Here is a 4,744-nt window from a genome sequence, read left to right as displayed (position 1 = left end):
TGACTCACCTCCTGTAGCAAAGTCTAAAAAGTTGAGTACTAAACTATTTGGACTTTGTAGTGATGAGTCTATTATCTTACATTGGATGATTTTGAACAGGTACTCGCTATTTTGCGTTTACTTTTGAAATATTTTGGTCGGTTTATAGACTGCGTACTAATATTATTAGCTTCAGCTAAACGTTTAGTGTAATCAAATATGCAATTTATTAGGTCGCCAAATTGAGCTGCTGAAATATTTAGGCTAATAGATTTTTGGGGATTATCCTTTTCAACAGCTTCAATGGAACAAATAAGAATATCTTTGTGGCATCGTTCATTCCTCTTTTCTTAAATAAGATTGATTATATCTTATAAGCCACTCCTGTTACAACTTTATTATAGCATTTCACGACATGCACTTCTTTTCATTACGGTGTGTTTTGTATCGCTTACTTGCAGTGATGACTATTCTAATGCTCAAGCATTAGAATAATTATCATAACGGGCAAAAATGAATGATAAGCAGGCTTTGGAGCAGATGATAGAAATGTATTGGTCTTTGTTGATTAAAAATACTTTGGTGAATAGTGTTTTTGATGAGCATTTGTATCAGGAGTTGACGCCGGAACTTCTGAAGTGCATCCGGTATTTTAAGAAACTGGAATAAGCATAGAAGAAGGTGAGGGGGCTTTTGGGCTTCTCCCGAAAATGAAAATAAGGAAAAGATACTATGATGGATAGAAAAAATATAAATGATGTTCATTATTTCTATTTTAATTCGCGGACATAAAATCAATAATTCATAGACAAATTAGTCCTGCATCAAGTAAAGAGTGATAAGATAAAAAACAAGGAGGTCACAAAATGTTACACAGAATATCAATAAAATTAACGAGAAAAATGATGAAAAATCTAAAAAGAATTGAATGTGGAGAGGAGGTATATGTATATGGAATGGAAATAATATTATCAACAATGGCAGGGATATTTGCTATTCTCATTTCAGCACTAATTTTTTCTGTATTTGTGGAGAGTGTTATATTTCTAAGTGTATTTATGACTTTGAGGATATTTACTGGGGGGTATCACGCTGAAACTTATAGAAAATGTTTTGTATGTACAGTGGGGTTGTTCTGGGTAAGTATATTAATTAAAAATATCATTATGATCAGTGGAAGAGAGGGACCTTGGCTTTCGCTTTTATTTGCGTCATGCATATATATTAGTTTGCGAGCGCCAGTTATTAACAAATATCAACCATTAAGTGATACGAAAAAGATGAAAAATTTAAAAAAATCAATTTTAGTAATTTGGCTTTATTTATTCATAATTGGCTGGATGTTTGAACACAATCAATCCTTGGCATATATGATGATTGTTTCAATATATGATGTTGGATTTTTAATGATAGTAGACGATTTTATCCATGAAAGGGGGAAAGAATTATGCAGATTATTGCTAAGCTAGTTGAGTTATGTGCATATTTGGGAGCCGGTTGTGCATCGGCTTTTATGTCGTATCAACCAAGGATTCCTAAAGAATTAGAATGAAACATTAAACAATCTTAAGTTTTTTGTATGGTCAAGAAAAGGGGAATTAGCAGTCATTGTTAAACAAAAAGTAAATTTTACAGTACAATAATTTAAAAAGTAGGAGTGTTGATTATGGACAGTGATAAAATGAAGCGCTATATTGAAGCAATCAAATTTGCGGCAGGAAGTTTGCAGTATAAGGATATTCCAGTAAAGAAAACTTTTTGTGATACGGTGACACAGTTATATCATTATTATGAAAATAATAATGATATAAGGTATTTGGAGGTGGCGGCGCTGCATATTCAAGCATATTTAGAAATGGGATTTTTGTATGAGGAATATGAAGAGTTGTTTAATCGTATTTTGCTTTCTCTTGGAACAACAAGAGAAATACAATTTCCAAAAAGATTTTATTTTGCAAAAAGAATCAAATTAAATAAAAGTCAGGTTAGAATGATGATCAAGCGGTGGCCGGCATCTCCTAAGCAAATAATGAAGATAAATGAAGTCATAGAAGATATCGTTGAAAAAGTAAAAGCAAAAGAGAGCGGAATATATTATTATCAGTGTGCAGTAACAAATGATTTATATGAACTTGTGATTGGCAAAAATGAAAATTTCTTTCACGATGTTGGAAGGGGAAAGTTTTATACGTTTGAGGATTGAAAAGTATAATAATTTTGTTATAATATGGAATAATTATATGTCGTGGAGGAAGGGTATGTTTTATATTGCCATATGTGATGACGATAAAAAATCGGTAAGCATTTTGAAGGAAAAAATGTCATTGGTGTTAAAAAAAAATAATATTGTTGCTGATATTTCCTTATATACGCAGAGCCAAATATTACAGTATGATATTCAAGAGGGGAAATATTTTGATTTGATCTTAAGCGATATTGAGATGCCTCATATGGATGGGATGCATTTGGCTCGTTATGTAAAGCAATATTTGTCCGATGTAATTATTATTTTTATTACTTCGCATACAAAATATGCAATAGATGCTTTTGAATTAGCCATTTTCCGATATGTACCTAAAAATTCCTTGAATATAAAGTTTGAACATGCAATACAGGATGCGTTTAAATTAATTGTGGGAAGATCGAATCGGGTATATTGTATTGATATGCCTAGCAGGATAGAACGAATATTGCATCAGAAAATTCTTTATATAGAAAGAGAAGGCAAAAATTCAGTTTTAACGCTGACGGATGGAAGCATAACAAAGGTGAGGAAGAGTTTATCTGATGTTATGAAAGAATTAGCTTCAAAAGATTTCATGTTTATTGACCGAGGGACAATTGTAAATATACAATATATTGTGAAAATTAAAGATGATTGTGTAGAACTTAAAGATGGTGTTCGTTTATTGGCAAGCCATACTAAAATAGAATATGTCAAACAGGCTATTAATTCGTATTGGGAGGCACGTATATGAGTTTTTGGTATCAAATGATAGAATATGCAGGGAGTTTTGTTGAACTTTATGTTGCGTATTTGGTTTTTGCGATACTATTAGGAAAAGATAAAAGAATAGAGATTCCATATATGAATTTGGTTTTTGCAATTATGGGGTCAGTAGGGATTGTTTGGCTCAATAACATGATTTTAGTTTCTAATATGACGTTAATAATAGTATGGATATACTTGGGAATTACTGGTAATTTTCTGTATAAGGTTCGAAAAATTTCTGTTTTTGTAGTGGGAAGCTTCTACCTGTTGTGTTTGAGTTGCTTTGATGTTTTAGTGATAACATTAGCTGCAAGTTTTTATGGTGGTATAGAAACTATAACAAAAATGATGGAAGAAATGGGGAATATTAGAGTAACATTGATGATTACTATAAAAACTTCCTGGATATTGATTTATATTGTTCTTCGCAAATATTTACAGAAGATTTCAATAAATATTAATTCAGTGCACAGTGGCATACTAATACCTATAATTGGGTTTGGCAGTTTGTTTTTTATAGAGAATGAGGTAAGAAGGACATTTAATAGGGCGATGCCGTTGATAGGGTTTATGGCTATTTGTGTTTTGACTTTAATCATATTTATTATGTATTTTTTTTCGGAACGTCAGCAAGAACGGTTTAAAGTAAGTTTTCTGGAAATGAGGACGAATCTTTTAAGTGAAAAGTATGACTCTATTAATGAGATTTACAGAAATAATTCGAAATTATACCATGATTTAAACAATCATTTGAATGTCTTATATCATATATTGGATGATCAAAATGTGGATGAAGCAAAAGAATATATCAAAGAGATAAGTACACCTATTCTGAGACTGTGCAATACGATTTGGACGGGTATAGATGTAGTTGACGTAGTGATAAATAGTAAATTACAGAGAATGCAGGAATTACATATTGAATCAGACATTAATGTTGAACTTCCAAGGAACAGTAATATATCGTCAAATGATTTATGTACGATATTGTCCAATATTATTGATAATGCTATTGAAGCGACTGAGCAACTGCAGGAAAATAAGTGGATTCATATTACAATGCGGCGGATAAATTATTTCCTGTTTATTAAAGTAGTAAATTCCTGTAACGATGTGAAGAAATTTGAGACGTTTCCAGATACTACGAAAGAGAATAAAATGTTTCATGGGTGGGGGCTGCAAAGCGTTTCAGATGTTGTGAAAAAGTATGAGGGAACATTAGAGTGTGTTAATGAAAAGGGAGAGTTTATCGTAAAAATAATGCTGCCATTTGACACAAAGCAATCGCAGAAGCAGGAAGTTAATTGAATGTGTGCTAGAAATAAAAACTTGTCTTTGGATGACATTCCAAAAGATAAGTTTTTTATGTTTGCTGGCTTATCCGGTAGTTGCAAAACAGAAAGTGTGGGAGGGATGATTTATTAAGACTTTGCCCGCAAAGGCGGAGCTTGCAGTTTGGCTTAATTCGAAATATTTTGGCGAAATGTAGTCATGCATAGCGCTATTATATTTTGCTGATATTACTTATGGACAGAAAACATATTTCTAGCGGACACAATAAACTATTATAAGAATCTTTTGGTATACTCATATCAATCCAGTTGAGAAATGAAACAATTGGATGTAGAACAGAAGGATTGAATATATATTAAAAAGATTTGCGCAAATCGAACAAGCTATAATTAAGGAAACTTTGAAAAACTGATCCTGCGGCTAAATATGAGTTCATTCCATGTTTTAATCAAAAAATAACGAAAGAAAAGAGGTAAGATT

Annotated in this window: 5 protein-coding genes; all 5 read left to right on the top strand. The window is 31.8% G+C overall.

The window, feature by feature from the left end; genetic code table 11:
• Positions 1 to 492: 492 nt before the first annotated feature.
• Positions 493 to 648 carry a helix-turn-helix domain-containing protein gene (locus NFS18_RS18925; protein WP_251393081.1) on the top strand — a complete coding sequence of 52 codons (156 nt, stop codon included), beginning with the start codon at positions 493 to 495 and terminating at the stop codon, positions 646 to 648.
• 197 nt (positions 649 to 845) lie between these two features.
• Positions 846 to 1,448 (top strand): accessory gene regulator B family protein, encoded by a 603-nt coding sequence (locus NFS18_RS18920; protein WP_251393080.1) that lies wholly within the window; start codon positions 846 to 848, stop codon positions 1,446 to 1,448.
• Positions 1,449 to 1,645: 197 nt separating this feature from the next.
• Complete coding sequence (locus NFS18_RS18915) at positions 1,646 to 2,182, top strand: hypothetical protein (RefSeq protein WP_251393079.1); 537 nt, start codon at positions 1,646 to 1,648, stop codon at positions 2,180 to 2,182.
• Positions 2,183 to 2,237: 55 nt separating this feature from the next.
• Positions 2,238 to 2,957 (top strand): LytR/AlgR family response regulator transcription factor, encoded by a 720-nt coding sequence (locus NFS18_RS18910; protein WP_251393078.1) that lies wholly within the window; start codon positions 2,238 to 2,240, stop codon positions 2,955 to 2,957.
• Positions 2,954 to 4,279: a sensor histidine kinase gene (locus NFS18_RS18905; protein WP_251393077.1), complete on the top strand. Its 1,326-nt coding sequence runs from the start codon at positions 2,954 to 2,956 to the stop codon at positions 4,277 to 4,279. Before NFS18_RS18910 ends, NFS18_RS18905 begins: the two co-directional genes overlap by 4 nt.
• Positions 4,280 to 4,744 lie beyond the last annotated feature (465 nt).

Source organism: Mediterraneibacter agrestimuris (assembly GCF_943193195.1).
Taxonomy (GTDB): domain Bacteria; phylum Bacillota; class Clostridia; order Lachnospirales; family Lachnospiraceae; genus Schaedlerella; species Schaedlerella agrestimuris.
Note: the sequence above shows the minus strand (reverse complement) of the source record. Positions and strands in the feature narration are given on the sequence as shown.